This window comes from Butyrivibrio sp. AC2005 (assembly GCF_000424145.1).
In the GTDB taxonomy this organism is placed as follows: domain Bacteria; phylum Bacillota; class Clostridia; order Lachnospirales; family Lachnospiraceae; genus Butyrivibrio.
In genome coordinates this window covers 47,498-69,551 of record NZ_AUJI01000022.1, presented here as the reverse complement: position 1 = coordinate 69,551, position 22,054 = coordinate 47,498, and the positions used below count along the sequence as shown (strand labels likewise).

The following is a 22,054-nucleotide window of genomic DNA, read 5'->3' as shown; positions in this document are numbered from 1 at the left end:
CTGATAATCTAATATTTCTAACACGGAATATCGACATTAAATTTTATAAAAATCTAATAATTCCATCATTAAGGATATGCTAAAATTATATGCGGAAGGCAATTACATGAAATAATTGCACAAAATGTATCTATGACAGTGTTACATTCTATGGGAAGGAGATGGACATAATGGCAGAAAACAAATGGAGATGTCGGGCTGAAGATTTAAAAGGGACTCAGACTGAGAAGAATCTGCAGGAGGCATTTGCAGGTGAATCCGAGGCAAGGAACAAGTATACTTTCTTCGCATCAAAGGCAAAAAAGGATGGCTATGTTCAAATTTCAAATATCTTCGCCGAGACTGCTGCGAACGAAAAAGAACATGCTGAAATCTGGTACAAGATTTTGAAGGGTATTGGCAGCACAATTGAAAATTTGAAAGATGCGGCAGAGGGTGAAGCCTATGAGTGGAAAGAAATGTATCCCTCTTTTGCAAAAACTGCCCGTGAAGAAGGCTTTGATGAGATTGCTGAACTATTCGAAAGCGTTGCTGCTATTGAAAAGGAGCACGAGGAACGGTATCGGAAGCTTCTTAAAAATATTGAAGATAAGCTTGTGTTCTCAAGAGATGGCGATTGCATCTGGCAGTGCAGTAATTGCGGACATATCGTAATCGGGCCTGATGCACCAGAGGTTTGTCCTGTATGTAACCATCCACAGGCATATTTCCAGTTGAAGCCTGAGAATTACTAATTTATTTCAAATGAAGCCTGAAGATTTTTAGTTTTATTTTCTATCAGAAAGCTTAAAATTATTTACTTATTTCCAACTGAAACCAAGAATACCAATCATATATCAAGGAGGTTTTTTATGAATATTTTCAAGTGTGAAAAATGCGGCAGTATGGTAATCAAGATCAATGACGCAGCCTGCACTCCTGTATGCTGTGGTGATCCCATGACATCTCTTGCTCCCGGAACTTCCGATGGTGCTCATGAAAAGCATGTTCCCGTTGTAGAAGTGGATGGAAACAAGGTTACCGTAAAGGTTGGCGAAGTAGAACATCCCATGATGGACAATCACTACATTCAGTACATCTGGCTTGTAACAGATAAAGGCTTTATGCAGAAGAACCTCTCTCCTTCCGATAAACCGGTAGCTGAATTTGTTCTTGCAGATGGCGAGAAGGCTATCGCTGCCTATGAATTCTGCAATCTTCACGGACTTTGGAAGGCAGATATTTAAGATTATCTTTTAAGCCAGGATATTTAAAATTGTCTTTGTATAAAAACATCTTGAGCATGAAAATAGATTTATACAAATCCTGTTTTTTATCGAGAGAAAACAAGATTTCATGCCTTGACTTATGGCTATAGTCCAACATAAAAGGATGGCGTCTTCCAACCGAAAGATGCCATCCTTCTTTATAATCCAATATCTACTATAATAACAAAAGCTGTAAACATACTATCTTATTCATAATTAGCCACATCTCTTGTTTATGAATATCTGTTTTATATCATCATTCCCCATAAACCTCATTGATCAGTTTATATGCCCTATACTCTGAAAAATTGAATTTCCTTAAAGTATTAAGATTCAGTTTATATTTTTCCGTCCTGGATTCAGCAAGATTCTCACCATACAATTTCAAGAGTTCCTTGTTACCTGCCATTGCAGGGACAGCATCCATGGATATATCCATTGTCAAATAACTCTGCATTGATTGAGAAGAATACCTGTCGACGCGGCCATCCATGGTAGTATCTCCAAGATACTGAAGATCATACTTTGCAATATGATAGTCAGGGTTTGCAAAAACAAATGCAATGTACATTACCGTAACGGTGATCATGCAAAGGTTAAATACCGGAAACGTTTCATCTATAAGACTGGCAAGCAGATATGCAAGCCACAGTGAAATTACTACCAAAAACCAAAGCACAAACACTCTCAGGAATGTCAGACGATATGCTCCAATGTACATTATCATCCTAAATGCGCTGGAAGCTATCATTATATATGTGCACATTCCGACTACCATCAGTAATGCTTTAAGTACAAGGCTTCTCTTGAAAAGTCTCTGGCACAATGTCACCAAAGCAAGATTCATCAGACTGACTGCGAGCAGCTGATAGAAGCCTTCATGCGCATACTCGGCATAGGTATAGTTATCGGGCAGAGTCATCTTCCCCATGAAAAGACCAAATATCTGTATTACGCTAAAGAAAAGATAAACCACACATAAGAGGCTAGTGAAAGTAATTCCGACTATCGGATTGAAGCCTGAGCGCTTTGTCACATCCACCTCTATTCCCTTTTTATTCAGTCCCTTTATAACTGTGTAAAAAAGCCATATTGACCACAATATCATCCATGTAATTGCGATAAGATCCCAGATATAATCAAACTCAAAAATAAATTCGAAGGTACTTGTAATGGTGTTGGAAAAAACTGCGTCAGCGGATGCAAGCAATGCTACCACCACAAATAGCATCGGTAGTCCTATGCCAAGACCCGCTATAACTGCCATGATGTTAGCCTTTTTCTCTCCATTCATTTTGCTGCCGCGACTTTTAACCCAGGCTGCCATATCCTCCATAGGATCACCGAAATGACTAAAAGGTTTCAACGCAGTAAGCGCTATTCCGAATATCCATCCGATTATATCCCATTCTCTCGTATCAACATACATGTGTACAAGGAAGCTGAATACAAGAAGAGTAATTGCAAATTCATCTATCCAAATCAAATCAAAATTAGCAGTGGTACACTTTGAAATCGAAAGAAGCATTAACGAAATAATGTAAAAAATATTAAGCCCTGCTTTTCCATTTCTGTCCTTTAAAATGGACAGTCCGTCACGTTTTCTTGCCCATGCAATAAGGATCAATGTTCCCAGCATATAAAAAGGATATGTTATCCCGGAGTTGTTATCATAGAGGCAGAAAGTATGCCACACTGCATAAATAATTGCTATAAGACCATATTTTCTGAAGGCTTCGACATCCGCTGTCTTAGCTTTATTTACTTTTGCTGTATTTGGCGCTGCATAGTATGCACCGAAAGCATTATCTGTTCCATAATACTGTCTCGCATTAGCTGTTCCCGGTTCAAATGCAAGATTTGAGTTATTGTATTGCTCCTGAGATGAATTATTAGTATAGTTTGTTCCCAAATTTTGATTTTCCATGCTTTTCCTCCATAATTTGTCTCTATATTTTTTACTCTTTCACTTATGTAAACGTATATTTACAACTGCCTAAGACCAGTCTGCTGCCAATAGGGTTACCCAATCACGATTATCGTTATTGGTCGGCATCAGACTCTTCATCCGGTGCATATTCAAGAATATCTCCCGGCTGGCAGTCCAGCGCTTTGCATATAGCTTCAAGCGTTTGAAAACGTACTGCCTTTGCTTTGTTATTTTTCAATATGGATAAATTGGCGAGTGTGATGTCGACCTTCCCCGCAAGCTCAGTCAGACCTATCTTCCGCTTTGCCATCATTACATCCAGATTCACAATGATTGCCATCTTTTCCTCCACTTACCATTTAGATCGTGAGATCATTTTCTTCCTTATATCTGACTGCTCTGTCAAACACCCTGGCCAAGACCTTACTCAATACTCCGGCAAAAAGGAATACTCCGGAAGTGACTACTGCAGCGGGTGTAAAATATACGAAGCATCTCAGTATCTTGATAAGTGCGATGGCAAATGCATAGTTTCCCATTCGGTAAAGGCTTGTGACATTTTCCTGTATAAAACAGTTATCTTCAATAACCGTCTTCATCATCTTCCGAAGCTCGTACAAAATCAGAAGTGCAAAAGCCCCGGCCATCATTATTGATACAACCGCAAAAACAAAATGATCCTTAATTGCGGCATACTCGGTTGTATCACCAAGTGTCATCATAGTCATATCGACTGCCTTCCTAAGTCCTATAGGCACTGACAATTCGATCAGAAGTCCTATGCCTAAACTGATGTCGAGAAATCTTTTAAACCAGATATTCAGCCTATTGTCCATTTTCTGCTGTTTTCTCCTTATGCTTTTTATGTAATTTTTTTGTAATGTCAGCTTTTGTAATGTCATTTTTTTGCTAATCCCGTTATATCATGCTTACTTTTGTGCGTCAATAATTTTTTATTGTTATTCGATAATTATTTTCCGCAAATCAAAAACAGATGCAAAAAGCTGGTATACTGGTTCAAAAATCAAGGACTTTTTTATGACAGATTTTAAGGTCTGATGGAATCGAAACAGACAGGAATATACCTATGTTGACAGCTATGGACCTCAAGATGACAGCCATAGACTTTATGTAGACAGTTATATACTTTAAGTAGACAGTATGTACTTTTGACAGATATTTCATGCAAAAAGCAGCCCGAGAATATAATCCTCGGACTGCCCGTAAAAAGAAGAGAAAGAATGAGTAAAAAGCTAATTACTGTATAACATCAAATTTGATGAATTAGCCCTTGTCAAGAAAATCATACATCTCTACAACATCTTCATCGGTCTCAGGAATAACAAGTTCTTTTCCATCATCAACCTTGTAATATGTTGCATTTCCATCAGCATCGTAGTTTACATAAACCTCTTTATCGATTTCAAGATGACCGTCTTCCATGCCATAAGCTCTCACATAATGATTGCCTGAGCAATAGAGCTTCTCATCATAAATCGTGAGCGGATAGGATGTACCACCTGAGCAAACATATCCAAGATACTCAATCTGGTCTCCATTGTATCTGTAAACATCAGCCTCAATGCTGACAAACTCGCCATTTCCATCGTAATCATAAGCGTAATCCGTAACCATAAGTACATCCGTACCATCGATAGTCACATTTGTATAGCCCTGATCCTTCTGAAGTTTGTTAACAATATCTGTAAATGTAGCGCAGTCTGAAATATCCATGGGAGTATGCTCAGGTTCAACCACTTCATCTGCTACTGAACTCTCAGCTGCCTCAGCTGTTGTTGCTGTAGTCTCATCCTCAATGGTTTCTACTGCTTCTGCAACCTCTTCGGTAGCATCATCAGTTGCATCTGAAGCTTCTTCAATTACCTCTGCAGCAACTGCATCAGCCTTATCCACAGTCTTACTTCCGCAACCTGCCAGAATCATCATAGTACCAATAAGTAAAACAAGTGCATTCTTTTTCATAAATTTTCCCCTTTCAAAAACTTGATAGTTTCTTTGTACATTGTCAGTATAAATAGCATCGTCCAACAAATGTCCAACATGAGAAAATTTATTTTTCAAACGCAGCTATTCTCTGATCCAGCTGTTCGTAAAAATCTGAACCTGTATCATATGGGGTAATATAGAACAGCTGCAGAATTTTCATATTAACTGCCTTAAGGTCCTGCTCAGGCATTTGCGGTGCTCTGTCAGAAATAGCTTTTATAAAAAAATGCCATCTGTCTATATAGGACTCATATCTTCCAAGCTCAGGCGTATCAATCCACTTTTTTATCTTATACTTGGTCTGGCGTTCCTTATGACATTCATGCACCTGCAAAAAATATTTATGCGTAGCATCATCAAATATTCTGCCCAGAGGAAATAGTCTGCAGATTCCGGGCCTGAATCGGTGAATGCTGCAGCGCCCTTTTTCATCAAGAAAAGAACAGGTCTCACGTTCATTTTTGCCATCAATAAACCTGGAATCACCTGTGTTCATCTTAAGGCAGGGGAGGATGATACCATCAGCAACCCTGAGTTCCAGATTTGATGCAAGAAGCTCTTCAAAGCTTTTTCCCAGGCCCTTCTCAAGTCTGTAAACATCATACGGATCCAGGGTTATACTATCTCCCATTCCGCAGCAACAGGCATGGCAACCGCTGCAGTCATCCACTCCAAGTTTTGCCATGTCGTTTAGATCATATAATTTTCCGTCTGAAATCTCTTTTAAATCTATATCTCGAATCATAAAAATTCCTTATTCATGCATAATAACAGGTAGTGTCGGACCCTGAGAAATAACTGTAAGCGCCCGGGATTTTTCCACTTCCGTAAAAACAGTGTTTTCATCCTTGGGATTAATTCTGAACACGGGAGTTCCGTCACCTGCAAGGAAAGCTTTCACATATTCCTGTATGCTGTTTATCTTATACGGGAAGCTCATGCCGCCCATGGAAAGCATAGGAAATGAATGAATATCCGATCCTGCCGACATAAGAAAATTATGCTCTTTTGCAAACTGATATCCCAAAGCATTCTGGTAGTCCGGATTTCCCGAATTATAAACTTCAGCCCCGTCGCATACAGCGGGCATCAGATGAATCGCTGATAAATAGCCGCGTTCACGGTACGGATGTGCCTGAATCATAATTCCGCCTGCAGCATGTACCATGTCATAGATTTCCCTGCGGGACTTCTCTTCTATATCCTCATTTGCAAGGAGCCACTCCTTGTCCACTCCATATAGCAGATACTCATCTCCCTGGAAGTTATACTCTATTCCAAACATTACATTGAAATCGAGACCTTCTGCTTTCTTAAATGCATGCTCATAACCGCTGCAATATATATCCACTCTTTCTTTCCATGGTAGGTTCTTTGGAACGCAGCTATTACCTGTGAAAAAATGATCCGTAACTATAATTCCGCTATAGCCAAGTCCCATCATGTATTCTACATAATCTTCTCCCGGCGTCGGCGAACAGGCACTCGCTTCGGTGGTATGTAAATGTGTTTCATATAAAAAACCCATTGGTATATTTCTCCTCCAGATGTATACTGGCTTATTATTTTTCATATACTATTGTTTCTCATCAGAAAAACATGAATCTTATACGTTATTATCTGAATGGTCTATAAAACTCATCCTCTTGGAAAGTCATCATGAATAAGCCCACGATCCATATAGTCATCATCGTAATCTGTGCTATCCATATTTTCACTTAACTCATCGATGTATGCAGGATCTGTAATAATGCTTCTGAAAAGTCCATGACATCCATCTGAACAATCACGCCAGGTATCATCAAAATTCCCGGTATACCAGGGGTCCGCAACATCTCCTGTCCTGTCTGCAAACTCCAGCATTTTATAGACTTTACCATCCGGATCATTTCCAAACAGACGCTTTAGGTCACGAATGTTTGCACTATCCATTCCGATAATATAATCAAATTTATTATAATCAGTTCTGGAAGTAAGTCTTGCTCGTTTTTCAGAAACACCCAGCTCGTTTTCAGGAGTTCCTATTCCATGCTCGCGGAGCTTTGCCTTCGCAGGGGGATACACCGGGCTCCCCTGCCCATTCCAAATCTCATCAGTATGCGTAGCTGATGACTCTATATGGAATTTATCTGACATGTGCTGTTTACGCACAATATCTTTCATTATAAATTCTGCCATTGTGGAACGGCATATGTTGCCATGGCAGACGAATAATATTCTGATCATATTTATATACCTTTCAAAACCTTGCTATTACTGGCTTTATGAATTTAATGTTTGTATGCCATATGGCATTTTACCACTTTTTCATGGTAAAATGCCACTTCTGATACTTATTCATAATTCTTAACAAGCGTCCTTATTCTCCCAATACTACGCATATCCAATATCATATTTCTTTCATAATTTAAAGGGTCCTGTTTCCAGAACCCTTTAAACTACACAGCTATATTTATTCTGCTCATATTTAACGTCTCCGCAGCGGAGAAGCCAGGAGCTGCACCCGGCATAACTTTTCTTGTTCATATATTCGAATATTCTGAATTATTCCGTTTTCAATAGTTGCTTATCATATTCTTCAATCTGCTTAATCAGTTCCTCAGGCACATCCTTATCCTGATTTATTAAAATCATAGCCTTTATCCTATAGGGATTCTCCGTTTCCCCCTCTCCATCATACCCTGTTATAATGGTATGCTTTTCACCAATCTTTTCCAACCGCTCAAACTTAACTTTTCTTTTATTTATTTCCTCAGGAGTCAGCTTTTTTTCCGAACCTGGTGCTATAAAAGGTTGAGGCTTTGATACGTTATTACTTGTCTTTTTCATATCTTTTTCCTACCTTTCTTATATGACATATTATACTTCTCGACATTCTTCAGCATATACTTTACTGCCTCAGTAGCATTATATTTATACCCCTGCTTTTCAAATAGTTCTGCAAGACGCCCATACTCTTCCAGTACTGCACTTGGATCAAATTCCACATTTTTCATTAGCACATACACTGAGCCATCATTTCCAACTACAGTCATTATGTATAACGAATCATTGTTACAAAATGTCCTTAAATCCCTTGCTGAAAAAGTTCCTGTACTTGGGTGATTATGCAGTAAAATTAGCGAGTTCTTAGCGCTTGTGTCAAGCACTTCCTTAGCCTTTGGATTATTCTTTATATCTACGATTCTGTCCTTCTTCCCTTTAATAATCCAACTGTCCCATGTATGTGTATCCAACAGTATGACTGCTTCCATGCTGTTACTATTATATTTCTCACATAGTTCTTTAGCCACCCTCAGTACTTCCCTATGCATCTCCTGGATAAACATATTCTGTTCATTTGTAAAACCAAATATATGTGTTCTTGGTACTTTGTCGATAGCAACATCCGTTATTGCTATTGGCCTGTTCCTTTTCTTCTGTGCAACTATGCTTGCCTGCATTTATTTCTATATCCTTATCTCTGTTTCTATTATACCATATCCCAAAATCATACTCTCTGCTTCTTTTAGATGGCACAAAAATAGCAAAGCCATATTGACTAAAATAGGATTTATGTTACCTTATTCTGAATGTTGAGCTTCTAAAATTTCAGAAAGATTTTGCAAAACAAACTCTTGACCTGCCTTATCATATTCAATTCTGTAATATGCTGTTCCGCTCATACTTGTTTGCAAAGAATGTGTTATCCCAACAGCCTGCCCCTTTTCTGTAGTCAATGTTACCTTTTTACCAAGCTGATTATCCTCTTTTTCTATCAGATAGCCATTCTTCTTGAGCCAGTCCGTTATCACTTTATATGAGAGCTTCTTATATTATGCCGCTGAAACGTAGTCAAATCGTAGTCAGTTTTGGGGATTCAGACTACTGGGGATTTTGGGGAATAAAAACACCTCGGCAGATGCCGAGGTTGATTCAATTGGCCTTGTGTATTTCAAATTAAAGAAAGAGCCGTACCAATACCGCCAATGGTCTTTCACCCCTTCGCAACGTATTTACACGCACATTGGACAAGCTCTTTCTAAAACTAAACGTAACAAATTACATAACAAGCGTCAACGTATAAAGTGTCATCATATAATGCTTCTAAACTACTCGAGCAATTTATCTATAATCTCACTTTCCCCAAAAGCTTTACACCAACACTTTTGCATCCTAAGACTTACTGATGGACACTGACTGTTTTATAATGTCGCATGTTCAGCATGGAATAGTTCACCGTTTTTATCCTCCATAGCTTCTTGCTCTAATTTCTTAAGCTTTTCCTGAAGTCCACCTCCTGCAACCATATCCAGTTCGTCATCACCTAAGAGCATTCCGGTCTTTTTGATATCGTTCTTAGCTTCCTCATAAGACCGTGCATTTTCCACTTGTTTCTTAAGGTCTCCTGTGTGCTTCATACTCATACCTCCGCAACCTTCCTATTTATGGTCTCCAATGAAGCTGTTATCATTATCGAAATCACAAGTCCCTGAACCTGAATCACCGTAATAAAACCCACCGCCCGACACTTGCTCCAGCTCGTCATCTGTAAGAAGTATCCCTGCTTTCTCAATAAGGCTCTTCTTTGCGTCTTTTGTTTCAGCCTTCTCAACCTGTTTCTTAAGATTGCCTATAAGCTTCATAACTGCACCTCCATAAAATCAATTCCCTATTGGTTTATTCATATTCTTTACTCATATATTATTAATCGAAAAATATCCATATGCTCCTGACGTAAATCATCCTTTTTAGTTCAATTAAATAAAATTATAAGCTCAAAGAAAATTAAATACTCTTAACAAATAATAAAACATAAATAAAAAAACACCTCAGCCGAAGCCGAGGTAAAACACATTCATTTATGAAATTTTAAACTCCCTGATGCTTGGAGCCTCTTCTTTACTCTCCCCACCATCAAGTTCTTTCCTTGTTTCCTCAAGTCTCAAAAGCTCATCAGCTGCATCCTCTAATCCCAAATGAGTGTACGTATTAAGTGTTACGCTTATGTCTCTATGTCCCATCAGGTATTGAAGCGTTTTAGGATTCATTCCTGCTTTGGCCATATTGCTGCAATATGTATGCCTGCATACATGAGGCGTGATATTTGGAAGCTGGATCCTATAAATATTATTGTATCTTTTCACCATATGATTGAAGCGGTGCTCCCAGTGCAGGGCCACAAGTGGCATTCCATTTTCATCCAGGAACAGGAATCCGGTATAGCCGTCAACCATCTTTTCAATAGTGTAATCTTCTCTTTCTTCCAGTATCCGCCTAAAACACTCAGCCACATCATCTGTAATAGGAAGCTTCCTTGTTCCGGCATTTGTCTTTGTGCTTGCAATTACATACTCCATTTCCGAGGTTCGCTGAAGCTGATGATCTATATTTATCACCTTGTTTTCCAAATCAACATCTTTTACTGTAAGACCACAAAACTCAGAAATTCTTATGCCTGTATGAAAAAGAATATAAACCGCGTCGTAATACTTATAATAAACATTATCGTCATGTATGAACTTAAGGAATTTCTTCATCTGATCTTTTGTGATTGCTTCTCTTGTCACTGAGTCATTAACCACAACTCCAGAAAGCTCAAATCCAAATGGATTCTTCTGCAGACAATCATCATCAACCGCCATCTGGAATGCTGGCCTAAGCACTCCTCTTATTGTCTTTACCGAGCTATATCCCCTGCCATCTTCTTTCTGTAATTTTATTAAAAACAACTTTGCATCAGAAGTTTTTACCTGAGATATCTTTTTTCCTCCAAAGGGTTCTTTAGCAAGTATATTCTTTGCAAAGTTATAATTATTTCGTGTATTATGCTTAACCCCAGTTTTAGTAGCCAAGTATCTTTCCACGAGTTCCAGAACTGTCATGTTCTTTCCCGTAGAGTCTATCTGTGAATCAAGATCATAACCGATAAGCTTTTCCTTTTCTCTCAAGGAAAGGTCCGGCTTTTTACCTTTTAGCTGTGGATCCGTAGGCTCAAGCCTCCAGCTATAAACGAAATGTGGCTTACCACCAATATGGTATTTGAACTGATATTTTCCATTTGCTCTTATTGACTCTCCGCACCTTAAAACTCTATGCTTACTATCTCTTCTTTGACTACCTTTTGCCATATGCCCTCCTCCGCAGTTCTGGATGATTTTCTAAGTATTTTTCAAATTCTGCTCGTATTATGAGGTTTCTGCCGTCATAGTACTTAACTGTAAAGTCTGTATGCTCATCCATCAGCTTCCACATTTTTCTTCTGCTAAGTACATAAAATGTAATTGCTTCCTCCGGTGTAATAATACGTTTATCCCCTGGTGATGGTTTTCTCATGCTGCTTTCCTCCTTTTGTCTATATATCACTCTAAGCGCCGTGCTTATCAACTACTATCGGCAGACAAAAGGGATTAAATACAAGAAGTTTCATCAATGTACTTCTCGAACTTTCTTCTGTGCACCATGGTCCTATCCCCGTTATGAAGTCCCAGGTCAGGGTTCTCATTTACAAGGAATCTTATTCGCTTCTCACCAATACCAAAGTAGGCTGCCGCCTCTTTTACTGTAAGCAAATACTTTTCGCTTAGCGAAACCACCATAGTCTTTTTATTTTCTATCATAATGAACCTCCCTAAATAATCTCGTTAACAAAGCTTCTATATTCCTTAATTACAGAACTACTCGAAATGAACGAGAAAAAATAATATTTTCTAATAGTTATGTAATTGAGGAATATAGATTTTCCGGTTTTAAGAAACAAATATTTAAAATTTCGTACCTCTCTACTAGTTAGGTATCCGAGTGATGTGATTTTCCGGTTTTTTGGAAAAAATCTTCTAAATTACTAAGGGGATTTTGAAGACAGAATTCCGGGATTTATAGCATAAAAAAACCTACGCATTTCCACGTAGGTTTTAATCATTTGAGTGAAGCCTCTTTTATGTTATTTATTAACTTATATCTTGACAGAAGAAAGGGAACTGATAAGCTTGATAAGGGGCTGTATAAAAAGTGAGGAGAGTAGATGAAACGGGAAGAGAAGAGTTCTGTTATCAATATATTGTTAGCAGCAATTATTGGGGTAATTCTTGACGTTATATATGTAACGCTTATAGATTTTCTTAACATAGAATCATTTCTTGGCTTTATCATTTATTGCATCATTTTTCTTATAGGTTTCCTAGCGCTTATATTTTTTGATTTGCAAAAAAATAAAGGTTTCTTAGGGATAATATCTGTAATTATCGGGTTTATTACAGCCCAGATAACTCATTTCACGATTTTCAATCATTATCATCTTTTTTATCATATTATTTTTAGAAAGTTTTATCCTATGTCAGATGACATGGGTTACATCTTTTTCATGATATATCTGGAGATTGTATATCTGATTTTGGCAGTTATTCTTTTGGTATTTGGAATAAGAAAAATAATCAAAAGAAATTGCAATAAATAATTTTAATGTAAGTTGGGTGGAGGATTTATGCAACTAAAAAACGAAAAACAAAATAAGAAAATCACTATACTTTATTTGGTGATAACGATAGCCTTAACTTGGCTGTTTCAGTTTATGCCAATTATGATGGGGCTTGATATAGAAAATACGTCAATTTCTTCATTTGATTTTGCATCGTTGTTCTTTGGAATCGGTGGTGTAATGCCGACGCTTATCGGAGTTATATTTGTCCTTATCTTTTATACAAAGGATAGTATTAAAGACTTCATGAAAAGATGCTTTATACCAAATAAGGAATGTATTACAGCTATATTATTAGCTTTGGGCCTGGTTTGCTTTGAAAGCTTTGTGACACAAATGATAGCAAAAAGCCTTGGCGGCGCTGACCTTGGATTTGAAGGATTGAAATTGATTGCATCCAATCCATTGTATTTTTTCTATTTTCTTTTCTGGGGCATTATTTCAGGTCCTTTTTCTGAGGAATTTGGTTGGAGAGGCTTCTTAACAGACCGTTTATTTAATAAGGAAAAGCTTCTTAAGATGTCACTTTTCATAGGATTTATCTGGGGTGTATGGCACCTGCCATTGTATTTTTATCCGGCACAGATACAGCATCAAAGATTTGTGATGAATCCAATCCTGAGCTTATCATTCATTGTTTGCTGCATGTGTTCAGCGCTTGCTTATACAGCAATCTATGTGATAGCAAAAAGAAAAGTATTTGCGATTTTCTTTTTACATATGTTTAAGAACATTATATTAACCGGTGCAATGATTTATCCGTTTAGTGATACCTATGCAATGGTTGTAGATTTTGTTGAAATAGTAATCGATATATTATTCTTTGTAATTATCACCAGAACACAGTTCTTTAAAAAGAGATTGGACGAAATAGCCTAATTTCAGGACTTTGGGACTGTCCGAAAAAATGATGTGAATTGCAGAAAACCTTTTCATTAATGCAACGTTTTTTATCTCCACAAAAATCCCGCTTTTTTCTGTATTTCATTATATGTACTCGTCCCTACGCTCCTTAATCCCTGTATCCCTTCAAGTCCAATCTCCCTTAATTCATTCAGAGTAGTTATATTATTCCGCAAAAGTGTACGATAGGCATGATTTGAAAGATTAAGATCCTCCAGAGTCTTAATCTCGCACTTATCCTTCCGCGGCTTGTAGATCATATCAGAATACTGCTTTGTACCAAGCACTTTCAAAATCTTAGAATACGCCCACGAACAGCACTTGCAGATATTCCATAATAGCCAGAAAGAGCTTCAAAGGTCTTCTCCTCCTCATAGCGAAGCCTAATAAGCTCTATCTCGTCATTGGAAAGACCATTAACAACATTCAAAAGATTAGTCCTAACATCTGAAGTAGCAGATACCGGAAGATTATCTGCTCCCCAAGTCTTACATATATCGCGTAAAAGATTCAGTGGATATCTAAATTTTCTTATTTTCTGTATTTTGCCATATAACTATTTTATCATTGGCAAGGCAGGTGGTATCTAAACTTTCAATAAAAAAGACGGTACTACTTAGTCCAAACGCTAAATAGTACCATCCCCTTTTGTTTTAGGAATTGTAATATACAGCTTTTCCATTCATTGAATCATTATAATTACTAAATTGAACATTCTGCCATTGTTCATATGTTCCACGATAATAGATAGTAGTAAGATTTGGACATTCATACAAGGCAAAAGAATCAACAAATGAAACAGCTGGAATTCTTACGCTTAAGAGATTTGAACATCCCCAAAAGATTCCCTCAGGTAATGTTGAAAAATCCGCTTCAATATTTGCATATGTAATATTTTTACAATCCTGAAATACTTCATCTCCCATATATGTAACAGATGCAGGAATTGTAACATTTGTCAAACCGTAACAATCCCAAAATGCCCTACTATCAATTGTTGTTAACGAATTTGGCAATGTAATACTTGATAGCTCTTTACAATCACAGAATGCCAATTTTCCAATCCTCGAAACTGTACCTGGAAGATCCACTGTTTTAAGCGCTGTACAGAAATAAAATGAATAATCACCAATAGAGGTAATTCCGTTATTTACAACTATTCTTGTAATCTGGTGTTTATAGTCATACCACGGCTGATTCTCACCGCTATAATTTGTCATAAGCCCGCTTCCACTTAATTCCAGTGTAAGATCATCCTCATAGCCGCTTAAAGAATATGTTACATTAGCCCCTGCCATACCACTTTGGTATACATAGCCCTTCACATTAACGTAGCAAAAATCAGAAACATAAGCTCCATTTTTCTTATTATATGCCCATATAGAGGTCCTTCCACTGCTAACACCTATAACAACACCATCGTTAGTAACCGTAGCTATTGAAGGATCACTTGACTCCCATTCTATTGTCTTATCAAAAGTATTATCAGGTAAAATAACCGCCGTAAGCCTATATGTCTGACCCTGATTCAGATTTATTTCTTCATCAGACAACTGAATAGAACTTGCACTGATTGGTCTTTCTACTTTCAAATTGATAATACAACTTTTTTTCTTATCTTTTGTGGTAACTGTAATTTTAACTTTTCCACCATTCTTTGCTGTAATCACACCCTTTTTACTAACTTTCGCGTAGTACGTATTATCAGATTTATATGTTAATTTATTTGACTTAAGTTTCTTTTTTCCATCTTTAACAACTAGTTGAACCTTCTGTCCCTCATAGATAGTTATTGTTTTCTTTTTTGCTTTTGGTGCAACCTTTATAGTCACTTCATTTGATGAAGCAGCATGAGCACTATCTCCAACAAATATCAAGCCAGCAAATATAATCAGTAATGAAAACATTATTCCTACGACTACTTTTCTTATTTTATTCATTCATAACCTCCTTGATATAAATGGAGTTCAAATATATAGGTAAAAATTATGAACTCACACTTGCATATCAAATCGACATTATATTATTTGGATATATTTTTTTCAATTGTTAAATATACATAAAAAAGATGGTACCACTTAAGCTGAGTGGTTCCATCCATTCGCATTACTATTTCATCACAGCTAAGCTTTTTCTCAACACATTTTTTATAAAAGAATTCTGAATGATGATCAAGAAGTTTGCCAGCCTCATCAATCATATTAAGACCTGTTAAATGCTGATAGTTTCTTGCGAGAAAAACAACTTCTATGTGCTTAATCATATTTGTATCTTTGTCTATATAGATAATGATAAACTGCTTATCCTCAAGAGATGATTTATAACTTTACGCGCAATTTATAGCAATTCTTCTAGCTTCATCTATGGTATATCCGCTCATATAAGCTCCTAAAAAATCTTTACATTTTAAAAGAGAGTGGTCACACCATTGTGTGACTCGCTCTCTTTAATGGCTAATTTTAGTGTTGTCTGCCAACTGCTATAAAGCAAAGTACAGGTTTTAGTGTTGCCTGCCAACTATCGATTGCATCATCAATCGACAAGTGTTTCAGATTATAGTGTTAGCCTCACTTAAGAAAGCACGCTTTCTTAAATAAAATATACCTTTTATAAACAATAAAATCAATGCGTAATATATCCAACAATAATTGAATTTTTAGTTACGTTTTATACAACAGTCGGGAGTTCACCATCAAAAGTTGTAAACGAGGTGTAAATCAGATATCCATCTACCCGGAAATGGCTTATTTATGCCACTTTTTAGAAGCGGGTACATATATTGCCGTGGCAGACGAATAGTATTCTTATCATTTTTTTGCTCCTTTTTGGTCCTGGGGGACGGGGTTAGTGGCCCATTTTATCAAAATAAAGCACACCGTTACGGTCTGCTTTAACGCGGCATATATCACGGTGACAGAACTATCATATCACAGTTTGTGTAATAAAAAGGAATGTCTGGGAAAATCATGGACATGAAAAGTAGTCAAAAAGTAGTAATGCGGGATTTTGATTCCGAGATATTCGGAGAAATGAAAAAGAGACCGTGATGGTCTCTTTTCTGGCTTTGCAGTTTGACTTCATTTGATGTTTTCTTCATTTGAAGTCAAAATGATAAGTGCTTACGATTGACTCAATTTCCAATCTCTACATTTGAAGTCATGATGATAAGTGTTTGCAATTGATTCATTATTCAATTATGCATTATGCGGTCATGTCTAATCATATTGTCAGATGACTCAAAAACTTCATAACTTCATTTGCGGTCAATAATTTCCAACCATATGATTGATTCATTTTTCAATCATTGCGATTTGCGGTCATAAAAGATTTCCAAATTCGTTGACTTAAATACTTCAAATAATGATATGAGTCATTCCTATACAATTTATTACCCATATTCTAAACATTTGACCTTCTGCCAGTTCTATCAAATCTTTCAAATCTGTATAACAATGTTTTTTCTGCTTATTATCCGGCATCTACTTTAGGGTATCAGTAATAGTATATACGCTGTCTTTTCTATCCAATATTCCCTCTGCTACCATATCCCTTCTAATGGTACAGAAGTCATCATGGAAATCAGCGATGATCAGGTTCACTTCTTTCTCAGAATATTTTTTGCCTTTCTTAAATGCTTTTCCGATTTCTTCCAGAACAATCTTTTCCTTCTTGCGCTGACTGGGGATAGATTTTAGCTTGCCGTATTCAAAGAAAGCATCGATTACCTTTTTGCGATATGCATCGTCGCGCTCTTTTTGCAGTTCACTCTCAGATGTCTTTTCACTTAAGATATCAATAATATTAACCTCAAAAAGATCCTTATTGATGGAGTACATAGTATAGTACTGATCTTTGTAAGACTTAACAGCCCCGGCATCTTCGAGTTTTTTCAGGTGAAAAGAAACTGTGGCAGAGGTCAGCTCCAGTCGCTCTGCAAGGCGCTCAACGTACATATCTTCTACCATAAGTGACTTTAGTATGGACAGTCTTGACTTATCTGCAAGGCATTAAAAAATGCAATTGCTTCCTTTTATTTGTATTAAAAGAAGGCCAATCCTAAATCAATTTGGATTAGCCTTCCTATATACTGCGTTTTATCAATAATATTAGGTTTTCTTTATTAAGAGGTTTTCAAGAATAGCTATCGCCAAAGCCTCTTTTCACCCGACATTATTATATGCAAACTTTTTCAAACCAGTCCGGAACTTTATGAGATTTCCTTACAAGCACACCATCTTTATAAATCGCAAATCTCCTAAACCCTTCAGTGTTATCATAAAGAGTAGTTTTTCCCGCTCCGTTGACGCCAGCAACAATAGTGTACTTTTTCATTTCAGTTTGTATTCCTCTCTAGTACCTCTTGCTGCTTTTTTTGAAGAAGATAGTCTCCTATCATCTCATAGAAATCCTTCTCATCTTCTGTCTCGCTCTCTAGCACAAGCTGTAATGTATCTTGAGCATTAAGCTTTATTATTTCCTTGTAAATTTCTCCATATTTCTTAACATCACACATAGCATTTACCTCGCATTTGCTATATTTTACCATAAATATTATTCATAATGTTGGAAACAATTTTTAATCAACCCAAGAGTAGTTTTTTGGTAGTCTCCTATGCACAAAAGCACGTTAATTCTGCGCCATCCCTAAACAATCCAGCTTATCCTTTATCAACTTTACCCTTGCCGTGGCAGACGAATAATATCTTTATCATCTTAGTAAAAAACCTCTATTCTCACGTATTTACTGGCTTTAAGCCTATTTTTGTCCAACGTATTTTTCTCATTTTCGTGGCAATCCTTGGCAATATTTGGCAAAGTTTGACCGGCAAAAGGTGCAAGTGAAGGTGCAATATAGATGGTCTTGCACAGACATAACTATTCTGTTGCAAAAAATGCAACAGTTCAAATCGAACCAACTCTCCCTCTTTAAAATCTTATTTATATGTCTAGAGATTGTAGATTTATCTCTCTGAAACAATTCTGCCATTTGATCAATAGTAAGCCATACTGTTTCATTTTGAAGACTTACATTAAGTTTCGTTAAGCCATCATCTGTTTGGTAGATGATAACTTCTCCATATTCATTCATTATACCAACACCTCCAATTAGCATGCTTTGATTTGAGAAAAAACGCCCTTGTTATCAAAACAAACTCATCTGTCCGTTCATGATCTTATAGTAACCATAGGTTGGATTGGACATGATTCCGGAAAATTCAATTATGTTTTTTCCTGCATCCTTAAGGATTTTTATCATTTCATCATAGACGCCGTTTTTCTTAATTGATCCTCCGCCATAAGCAAGGAGCACATTTTCACCGACCTTTGAAAGCTCTGCTGGCATGTTTTTTTGCTGCAGCGCCCTCTCCAAAATATACATTTACAGGATAGCTGTAATTAAATGGATTCATCATATTCCTCCTCTTTCTTAGTGCAGGTTGAGTACAAACTTTACAAAACCGGGATCATCATGATTTACAATTTCGCTGTATCCAAGGTCCTTTGACGCAATCTTTTCCATTTCTTCATCTGTAAGATCAAAATCCCATATATCAATGTTCTGTTCCATACGCTCTACATGCGTGGACTTTGGAATAATAGATACACCTCTCTGAGCATTCCACTTAAGGACTACCTGTGCAGCACTCTTTCCGTACTTATTTCCAATTGCTGTAAGGTCAGGGTCTGTGAATATACCGTGTTTTCCCTCCGCAAGAGGTCCCCATGCCTGAGGCACTACTCCATAGGCTTTCATGTTCTCAAGGGCGCCCTCCTGTGCAAAGAAAGGATGGAGCTCCACCTGATTGACTGCAGGGATTACTTCCACGGTTTCACAGAAGTTAGCCAGAATGGCAGGGTAGAAATTGGCAACACCGATAGCCTTTGTAAGACCTTCCTTATATGCTCTTGTGATTCCTCTATATGCTGCAAAGTAATCTCCCATAGGCTGGTGAAGAAGAATAAGGTCTGCATAATCCATATCAAGCTTTTTAAGGGAAGTCTTTACTGCTTCATATGCAGTCTCTTCAGTCTTCATATCGCTGACCCATACTTTGGTTGTGATAAAAAGTTGATCTCTTGTCACAAGGCCATCTTCAATAGCTTTTTTAACTCCTCGTCCGACAGCCTCTTCGTTCATATATGATGCTGCTGTATCAAGAAGTCTGTAGCCTGTCTTTATGGCATCGTAAACTACTCTCTTACATTCTGCTGCATCTGGAATCTGAAAAACTCCAAAGCCTTCAAGTGGCATTCTTGCTCCTGTATTAAGTGTTACGTATTCCATTTTGTATACCTCCTGTTAATATAAAAACCTATGAGTCAAATATTTTTTGTTTCTACAACCTCATCTTATCAGCAGCTTTTTTATATGTACAATGCCAATTGCGTATTGTGCTATACTTAAAACGTATAGTAATGTTATTCCAAGGAGTTTTCATATGATAGATATATATTTACTTGAACAATTAGATGCTTTCGCTAGATACGGTACTTTGTCAAAGGCTTCTGAAGAACTCCATCTGACTCAGCCATCACTGACAAGATCCATGCAGAAATTAGAAGAGCTTCTCGGAGTTCCAATATTTGAGCGCACCAAAAACAAGTTATCATTAAACGAGAATGGATTGCTGGCTGCAGATTACGCGAGACGCATACTAAATGAAGAACAGCACATGATAGATCACCTTCGTGCCCTTGAGAGGAGTAAGAAAACTATCGCAGTCGGTTCTGTTGGTCCGGGACCTCTTATGGAGTTTATCCCTTCTCTTTCAGCACTGTTTCCTGACATGTCAATAATCTCAGAAAACAAGTCAGAAGATGAACTGATATCCGGTCTAAGGAACAACCAATATCAATTCATTATCCTTTCCCGTCCATTAGAGGATGATGAATTCATTTGTGAAAAATATGATTCTGAACAGCTTTACGTTTCACTGCCAAAGAGCCATCGGTTTGCAAAAAAGAAAAAGCTTTCTTTCCGTGAACTAAACGGCGAAAGCTTTTTAATGCTGTCTGAAGTTGGAATATGGGATAAGCTTGTACGAGAAGAAATGCCTGATTCTAAGTTCATTATACAAAACGACTATGACGCTCTTGGACAACTTATAGAATCCTCAATTCTGCCTAATTTTGCCACCGATATAACAATTCGCGCTTATGAAAGCATGAATCTTCCTGGCAGATCCATTCCAGACAGAGTGCTCATTCCGATTACGGATGACAGTGCCACTGTTACTTTTTATTTGATCTCAGATAAGAAAATAGCTTTAAAATACAAAGTTAGAAAATAGCTCTGCAAATTGTACCAGCTTATTACAAGTTGGTATCAAATGAAAATGGCACCATCGTTTACATTTTTTAGCCATATCGGAGCCGGATTTAATTGTTACTGTAAATGGTGCAAACGAGGTGCAAATCAGATGATAAAGAGTTTAAGAAATGCTTTAAATATGGGGTTTTAGCGCTCAAGTCGGTACTTTGCCGTGGCAGACGAATAGTATTCTTATCATCCCTGTATTCTCCTAACTTTTAGCTCAACCATGCGGTTTAGAGCACATTGGTATTATATAGCCATTTGGCATATCTTGGCAAAAATCGGCAAATTTTTGCCTGCAAAAGTTGTAAAAAAGTTGTAAATTTATTGCTCCGTACAACTCAGTATTTATCAGGCATTTGCACAGATTATTCCCATCTCTTCTTTGGCATCTTCTATAGAAAAATGTGTATAAGTATTAAGTGTTACACCTATGTCTGAATGTCCCATAATAGTAACACTATTATTAACAACAACGCTGGCAAGCTGGAAATCAAAAGGATTCTTTCTGATCAGATCATCAACAAATGCCATCTGAAATGCCGGTCTGAGCACACCTCTCACAGAATGAATTGTACTATATCCCCGTCCCTTCTTCTGGAGATCAATGTCCAGGTTCAGAAGCCTGGATTTCGGTCCGGTCACAAAGATGTAGGCTGCAGGCTACTGACCGAGTAGTAACGTCTATTTCCGCAGCGTCCTGTAGGTCTCACTGTAGAGCTTTTTTCTTCCGCTGGTGAGCAGATATTCTATCTCACTGCAGACTTTTTTATCAGCAAACAGACCGGCGGCAAAGGGGGGCGTACCTGCTCCCTGCGCCGTCTGTCAGTTCTTTTATGACTTCGGTGAAGGTCTTTTCCGTATTGTAGCTTCTTCCCACAGAATCCGTCGCCGCATCAAGTGAATCCGCAATGGAAACTATGTCTATCACGGTCTTCTTCAGTGATTACCAGACGACAATTCTGTCTTCCGGCGCAAGATACATTCCGTCTCCTTCCTTAACATCATAGGGCTCATAGAATTCGTCAAACTGCTGGACGACCGTGTTGACTCTGAGATAGGCAAGCGGATGCGGGTCATCCTTCAGGATCATCATATCCCGCTTATAGCCGATTCACTGTTTTCTTACTTCAGCTATACCGCTTCAAGCTTATATATTTATATAATGAAAAACCAGGTTCTCGCAAACCGAGGAC

Annotated in this window: 29 protein-coding genes and 3 pseudogenes; 5 read left to right on the top strand and 27 right to left on the bottom strand. The window is 37.5% G+C overall.

Annotated elements, in window-relative coordinates:
• The first annotated feature begins 170 nt into the window (after window positions 1-170).
• Window positions 171-734: a rubrerythrin gene (gene rbr / locus G602_RS0107360; protein ID WP_026658409.1), complete on the top strand. Its 564-nt coding sequence runs from the start codon at window positions 171-173 to the stop codon at window positions 732-734.
• Window positions 735-851: 117 nt separating this feature from the next.
• The gene (locus G602_RS0107355; RefSeq protein ID WP_026658408.1) at window positions 852-1,226 is read left to right on the top strand and encodes a desulfoferrodoxin family protein; all 375 of its coding nucleotides are present in this window, start codon (window positions 852-854) and stop codon (window positions 1,224-1,226) included.
• A 277-nt stretch (window positions 1,227-1,503) separates the two neighbouring features.
• Here G602_RS0107355 and G602_RS0107350 read toward each other — a convergent pair whose 3' ends face one another.
• The 15 genes from G602_RS0107350 to G602_RS0107280 form a co-directional block, all read right to left on the bottom strand.
• On the bottom strand, window positions 1,504-3,174 hold the full coding sequence (locus G602_RS0107350) for a DUF4153 domain-containing protein (RefSeq protein WP_026658407.1): 1,671 nt from the start codon (window positions 3,172-3,174) through the stop codon (window positions 1,504-1,506).
• A 115-nt stretch (window positions 3,175-3,289) separates the two neighbouring features.
• Complete coding sequence (locus G602_RS0107345) at window positions 3,290-3,517, bottom strand: helix-turn-helix domain-containing protein (RefSeq protein WP_026658406.1); 228 nt, start codon at window positions 3,515-3,517, stop codon at window positions 3,290-3,292.
• A 19-nt stretch (window positions 3,518-3,536) separates the two neighbouring features.
• Complete coding sequence (locus tag G602_RS0107340; protein WP_026658404.1) at window positions 3,537-4,013, bottom strand: DUF2975 domain-containing protein; 477 nt, start codon at window positions 4,011-4,013, stop codon at window positions 3,537-3,539.
• Window positions 4,014-4,461: 448 nt separating this feature from the next.
• A complete protein-coding gene (locus tag G602_RS0107335) occupies window positions 4,462-5,160 on the bottom strand; it encodes a hypothetical protein (RefSeq protein ID WP_155829721.1) in 699 nt (232 codons plus the stop codon).
• 88 nt (window positions 5,161-5,248) lie between these two features.
• Window positions 5,249-5,929, bottom strand: a complete 681-nt coding sequence (locus G602_RS0107330) for a YkgJ family cysteine cluster protein (RefSeq protein WP_026658402.1) — start codon at window positions 5,927-5,929, stop codon at window positions 5,249-5,251.
• A gap of 9 nt (window positions 5,930-5,938) precedes the next feature.
• Window positions 5,939-6,712, bottom strand: a complete 774-nt coding sequence (locus G602_RS25695) for a PHP domain-containing protein (protein WP_049945111.1) — start codon at window positions 6,710-6,712, stop codon at window positions 5,939-5,941.
• Window positions 6,713-6,822: 110 nt separating this feature from the next.
• Window positions 6,823-7,410 (bottom strand): low molecular weight protein-tyrosine-phosphatase, encoded by a 588-nt coding sequence (locus G602_RS0107320; RefSeq protein ID WP_026658401.1) that lies wholly within the window; start codon window positions 7,408-7,410, stop codon window positions 6,823-6,825.
• 318 nt (window positions 7,411-7,728) lie between these two features.
• Window positions 7,729-8,013 carry a hypothetical protein gene (locus tag G602_RS0107315; protein WP_026658400.1) on the bottom strand — a complete coding sequence of 95 codons (285 nt, stop codon included), beginning with the start codon at window positions 8,011-8,013 and terminating at the stop codon, window positions 7,729-7,731.
• Window positions 8,010-8,627, bottom strand: a complete 618-nt coding sequence (locus tag G602_RS28725) for a hypothetical protein (protein ID WP_049945110.1) — start codon at window positions 8,625-8,627, stop codon at window positions 8,010-8,012. Before G602_RS28725 ends, G602_RS0107315 begins: the two co-directional genes overlap by 4 nt.
• A 120-nt stretch (window positions 8,628-8,747) precedes the next feature.
• Window positions 8,748-8,978, bottom strand: coding sequence for a hypothetical protein (locus G602_RS0107305; protein WP_026658399.1), 231 nt, complete (start codon window positions 8,976-8,978; stop codon window positions 8,748-8,750).
• A 390-nt stretch (window positions 8,979-9,368) separates the two neighbouring features.
• Window positions 9,369-9,584, bottom strand: a complete 216-nt coding sequence (locus G602_RS0107300; protein ID WP_026658397.1) for a hypothetical protein — start codon at window positions 9,582-9,584, stop codon at window positions 9,369-9,371.
• A 21-nt stretch (window positions 9,585-9,605) separates the two neighbouring features.
• Window positions 9,606-9,809 carry a hypothetical protein gene (locus G602_RS0107295; protein ID WP_026658396.1) on the bottom strand — a complete coding sequence of 68 codons (204 nt, stop codon included), beginning with the start codon at window positions 9,807-9,809 and terminating at the stop codon, window positions 9,606-9,608.
• 216 nt (window positions 9,810-10,025) lie between these two features.
• Window positions 10,026-11,294, bottom strand: coding sequence for a site-specific integrase (locus tag G602_RS0107290; protein ID WP_026658395.1), 1,269 nt, complete (start codon window positions 11,292-11,294; stop codon window positions 10,026-10,028).
• A complete protein-coding gene (locus G602_RS0107285) occupies window positions 11,281-11,499 on the bottom strand; it encodes a hypothetical protein (RefSeq protein ID WP_026658394.1) in 219 nt (72 codons plus the stop codon). Before G602_RS0107285 ends, G602_RS0107290 begins: the two co-directional genes overlap by 14 nt.
• A 74-nt stretch (window positions 11,500-11,573) precedes the next feature.
• Window positions 11,574-11,783, bottom strand: coding sequence for an excisionase (locus tag G602_RS0107280; protein ID WP_026658393.1), 210 nt, complete (start codon window positions 11,781-11,783; stop codon window positions 11,574-11,576).
• Window positions 11,784-12,187: 404 nt separating this feature from the next.
• Here G602_RS0107280 and G602_RS0107275 point away from each other — a divergent pair, with 404 nt between their 5' ends.
• On the top strand, window positions 12,188-12,619 hold the full coding sequence (locus G602_RS0107275; RefSeq protein WP_026658392.1) for a hypothetical protein: 432 nt from the start codon (window positions 12,188-12,190) through the stop codon (window positions 12,617-12,619).
• 27 nt (window positions 12,620-12,646) lie between these two features.
• Window positions 12,647-13,519 carry a CPBP family intramembrane glutamic endopeptidase gene (locus tag G602_RS0107270; RefSeq protein WP_026658390.1) on the top strand — a complete coding sequence of 291 codons (873 nt, stop codon included), beginning with the start codon at window positions 12,647-12,649 and terminating at the stop codon, window positions 13,517-13,519.
• A 71-nt stretch (window positions 13,520-13,590) separates the two neighbouring features.
• On the opposite strand, the gene G602_RS0107265 is transcribed toward G602_RS0107270, so the two are convergent.
• The 10 genes and pseudogenes from G602_RS0107265 to G602_RS0107215 form a co-directional block, all read right to left on the bottom strand.
• Window positions 13,591-13,803, bottom strand: coding sequence for a DNA-directed RNA polymerase subunit alpha C-terminal domain-containing protein (locus tag G602_RS0107265; RefSeq protein ID WP_155829720.1), 213 nt, complete (start codon window positions 13,801-13,803; stop codon window positions 13,591-13,593).
• Window positions 13,804-13,832: 29 nt separating this feature from the next.
• A complete protein-coding gene (locus G602_RS30215) occupies window positions 13,833-13,973 on the bottom strand; it encodes a sigma factor-like helix-turn-helix DNA-binding protein (RefSeq protein WP_155829719.1) in 141 nt (46 codons plus the stop codon).
• A gap of 223 nt (window positions 13,974-14,196) precedes the next feature.
• Complete coding sequence (locus G602_RS28720) at window positions 14,197-15,483, bottom strand: leucine-rich repeat protein (RefSeq protein WP_049945109.1); 1,287 nt, start codon at window positions 15,481-15,483, stop codon at window positions 14,197-14,199.
• Window positions 15,484-15,566: 83 nt separating this feature from the next.
• A pseudogene (locus G602_RS0107245) lies at window positions 15,567-15,854 on the bottom strand (PBECR4 domain-containing protein); the annotation flags it as partial.
• A gap of 1,168 nt (window positions 15,855-17,022) precedes the next feature.
• On the bottom strand, window positions 17,023-17,379 hold the full coding sequence (locus G602_RS25680) for a DUF2087 domain-containing protein (RefSeq protein WP_256374970.1): 357 nt from the start codon (window positions 17,377-17,379) through the stop codon (window positions 17,023-17,025).
• Between the two features lie 24 nt (window positions 17,380-17,403).
• Window positions 17,404-17,535, bottom strand: a pseudogene (locus G602_RS31715) (ArsR family transcriptional regulator); the annotation flags it as partial.
• Window positions 17,536-17,716: 181 nt separating this feature from the next.
• A complete protein-coding gene (locus tag G602_RS30210; protein ID WP_196808611.1) occupies window positions 17,717-17,875 on the bottom strand; it encodes a hypothetical protein in 159 nt (52 codons plus the stop codon).
• Between the two features lies 1 nt (window position 17,876).
• Complete coding sequence (locus tag G602_RS0107230) at window positions 17,877-18,056, bottom strand: hypothetical protein (protein ID WP_026487987.1); 180 nt, start codon at window positions 18,054-18,056, stop codon at window positions 17,877-17,879.
• A 630-nt stretch (window positions 18,057-18,686) separates the two neighbouring features.
• Entirely contained in the window at window positions 18,687-18,887 is a 201-nt protein-coding gene (locus G602_RS0107220) for an iron-containing alcohol dehydrogenase (RefSeq protein ID WP_026658387.1), read from the bottom strand.
• 84 nt (window positions 18,888-18,971) lie between these two features.
• Window positions 18,972-19,829, bottom strand: coding sequence for an aldo/keto reductase (locus tag G602_RS0107215; RefSeq protein ID WP_026658386.1), 858 nt, complete (start codon window positions 19,827-19,829; stop codon window positions 18,972-18,974).
• A gap of 154 nt (window positions 19,830-19,983) precedes the next feature.
• On the opposite strand from G602_RS0107215, the gene G602_RS0107210 reads away from it, so the two are divergent.
• Window positions 19,984-20,835 carry a LysR family transcriptional regulator gene (locus G602_RS0107210; protein ID WP_026658385.1) on the top strand — a complete coding sequence of 284 codons (852 nt, stop codon included), beginning with the start codon at window positions 19,984-19,986 and terminating at the stop codon, window positions 20,833-20,835.
• A 476-nt stretch (window positions 20,836-21,311) separates the two neighbouring features.
• Here G602_RS0107210 and G602_RS32020 read toward each other — a convergent pair.
• A pseudogene (locus G602_RS32020) lies at window positions 21,312-21,458 on the bottom strand (integrase DNA-binding domain-containing protein); the annotation flags it as partial.
• Between the two features lie 346 nt (window positions 21,459-21,804).
• Complete coding sequence (locus G602_RS29735; RefSeq protein WP_081675883.1) at window positions 21,805-21,954, bottom strand: M13-type metalloendopeptidase; 150 nt, start codon at window positions 21,952-21,954, stop codon at window positions 21,805-21,807.
• Window positions 21,955-22,054: the final 100 nt, after the last annotated feature.